Source organism: Asticcacaulis sp. (genome assembly GCF_027484505.1).
Taxonomy (GTDB): domain Bacteria; phylum Pseudomonadota; class Alphaproteobacteria; order Caulobacterales; family Caulobacteraceae; genus Asticcacaulis.
In genome coordinates, this window is record NZ_JAIXSV010000303.1 from 1 (window position 1) to 2,968 (window position 2,968).

3 protein-coding genes are annotated in these 2,968 nt (G+C 43.9%); all 3 read right to left on the reverse strand.

Translation table 11 applies throughout. The features are described 5' to 3' along the window. Window positions 1-126: 126 nt before the first annotated feature. Window positions 127-1,347, reverse strand: a complete 1,221-nt coding sequence (locus Q0072_RS17780; RefSeq protein ID WP_298332899.1) for a YcaO-like family protein — start codon at window positions 1,345-1,347, stop codon at window positions 127-129. Between the two features lie 12 nt (window positions 1,348-1,359). Next, window positions 1,360-2,145, reverse strand: coding sequence for a hypothetical protein (locus Q0072_RS17785; protein WP_298332900.1), 786 nt, complete (start codon window positions 2,143-2,145; stop codon window positions 1,360-1,362). Window positions 2,146-2,496: 351 nt separating this feature from the next. Further along, window positions 2,497-2,883 carry a hypothetical protein gene (locus tag Q0072_RS17790; RefSeq protein ID WP_298332901.1) on the reverse strand — a complete coding sequence of 129 codons (387 nt, stop codon included), beginning with the start codon at window positions 2,881-2,883 and terminating at the stop codon, window positions 2,497-2,499. Window positions 2,884-2,968 lie beyond the last annotated feature (85 nt).

Here is a 2,968-nt window from a genome sequence, read left to right on the forward strand (position 1 = left end):
CTCCGCCGACAATTCTCGTAGACGATCCTCAAAATCCCAGAAACCGCCCTGTCCGGACATGACCAACCTCGCTACAGGCTGCATCCCCTATCATAGCACAAATCAGCGGTTTCCGGAGGTGTCCATTTACGGAAAGGGATGGGGGTGTTTTATTCTGGTTGAAGATCTCAATAGACGAGTCTCTCCAAATGTATCTCCAACAACAAGTTTGAAAGCGCTGTCATTAACCGCTCTTATTACGCAAATTTCATCTCTGAATATTTTTGGCGTTATTTCAAGTGCATAGGTTTTGCTTAAGCCAATATCGAAGAATGGATCCATATCAGCAACTTTCGGCTCTATTTCGCTATTTGAGAATGCATTCGAAATTGAATCCATGTCAATATCATCGATTTTCTCAATAAATTCAAACAAATCGCCGGACGTGTTGGCCAGATATGGATCTGCATAGTGAAACATGTTGTGCTCAAGAGATGTAACGCGCCTAATATTTTGCCATTTTATGAATTTATCTTTACTGTACACTAAAGATACAATTGTTTGGATCAATTCTTTTAGGGCACTGGTAATGGCATCAATGTATGTACTTTTAGTAGATGCAGAAAATATGGCATACGGATATGTATTAATATTATGTCTCGCCAATACCAAGATTGTTGGCGAAAAAAAACACCTTGATATTAAAACAAATGTTAAAGAATACCCCATGCTTTCTATTATAGAGAATTCCTTTATATTTATATTTCTTATATAACTGCATGGTATTTTCTTCGCAAAATCCTGGCCAATAAACCAGAAATCCATTATGCAGTGACGCTCGTACAATTCAAATATGGCTGATCTTATAGCCATTTTCGAATCAGTGTGGCAGGCAATTCCATTGGTTGTGCTGGGCGCTCCTATGTTCCCATTTTTTTCCGGATATGGTGCAAACATATCACCCTCTGGGACAAAAATCTTTTCCCCTGTTAGGTGGTTATCTGCGATTACGGCTCTTACTATATTTGAATAGTGGTAACCGGAACATGACCCAGATTGATACTTAAATAATTTATGATCACTAATATCACAGAAAGTTGTCTTCCAATCTGAATACCCTGAAGCCGCTAAGAAGTACCTTTCAACAGCCTCAAATGTCGCTCGGGTTAGAGCTGACATAGGATCAATGTCAGCCGCAAAAGCAGTGCCAAAAACTCCCCTAGGGCAGAACTCATCAGCCCCCAACTCTACTGAGGCTATATAAAATCCTAGTGTGTTTTCGTTCAAGCGAGCTTTCTTTATGGGCAACGCTTCTGCCACACCTACGCAATTGTTCTGCTTTAATATATCAATGACAGCTTCAAGCAAAGCAGCCTCCCGTTAACAGTCCCCCCCGCAATCGCAGCAACCGCCACAGCAACAGCAACAGCAACAGCAACAGCAGCCACCGCCGCCACCGCCGCCACCGCCGCCACCGCCGCCACCGCCGCCGCCGCCGCCGCCGCCGCCGCCGCCGCCGCCGCCGCCGCCAAATGCTTTTATTATTTGATTAACAACAGGGCTGTCATCAACAAGAGAATATTTTGGGACTTGTCCAAGACGTGCGCAGGAGACATAAAGTTCAAAAAGTCCAGCACCTAGAACCTCATTTCTTTGGAGTGCGTAATATATTAGTTCCTTTATTTCATCATTAATTACGACTGGACTCGTCAGAATGCTAAAAAGTTTAGGGGCAAGGTCTGCCTCTTTTGTTGATTTTAGCATTTGTAAATTTCTTGATTTATTTACCATACTGTAAATAAATTCACCAATTTCGCCCAAATTAGCTCTAGCGGAGTCCGGAGTATCCGGAAATGATACGGATAACGGGAAGCTGTTATCCCACCCACAACAACAACATCCCGGCACCACGAAACTAGAAGAAAAATCCCCTGACAAGGCCCAAAGATTGTGTTCGATAATTAACTTATCATATAATTCCCTTGACAGGGCCGCATCTTCTCGCAGGATGTCATATAATACTTTAAGATCTGAACCGGAATCACAAATTAGATTTGGATCTGTGAAATATTTAAATAGTATATTAACTGATTCTTCCATTGAGACGCTTGTGTCGAATTTTATCTTAATGGCATCGTATCTAACGCTGGCAGATGATTTGCTCATTTTGCGCCTCGATATCTAGAGTTATTTTGATTTCCATTGCGCGCAATCTAATGCCTAAATTCCGCACGGCATTGAAAGCTTAGCATAGGTCACCCATTTCTCAATTTGATGACATATTCTAGAGGGGAGTCAATAATTAAAATTGGCGCGGACAGGGCGCATATCATGGAGTGTATGTAATATAAATTGAAATATCTAAATAATTATTTTGATTTGTGTTAGTTATAACAAAATAATCTATACTATTATTATTAAGTTTTCATGAATTGATCAATGAATAACTCATGATAATAAGTTAAAAATTTTCCTTTATTATTAATATCAATAATGCGTTATGGATATTAATAATAATTATATAGCTTCCCATTCAAATAATTGGATACTCATCGCCCCCCATACATCAACCCCCAAATCCCCGCCAGCCGCGCCTCGTCGCTGCCCCGCGCGGTATTGCAGGACGCCCAGGCGCAGGCGGACGACGGTGGGGCTAATCAGTTTGCCGGTCAGAGCCTGTTGCAGCAGGGGGATGGCCGGGTTCTGGTCACCCAGCGAGGCATAGACCATGCCCAGCTTGGCCAGCCCCTCCTTCTGGGCGGCCAACTGCTGGGCGGCGTCATCGCGCAGGCGCTGCCGGCGTTCCAATGCGGGGTCGGTGCCCAGCAGCCAGAACTGGCAAAGGTTTGACTTTGGTGCGTGTGGCCTTCCAATGGGAGGAACAGAAATCGGGGTGCTGTTCATAACGACCCCCGATCCAGAGCACGGCCCTGCAAGTGTCCCGGTGCTATCCAAACCAAAAAGGCGGCACCCGACAGGATGCCGCCTC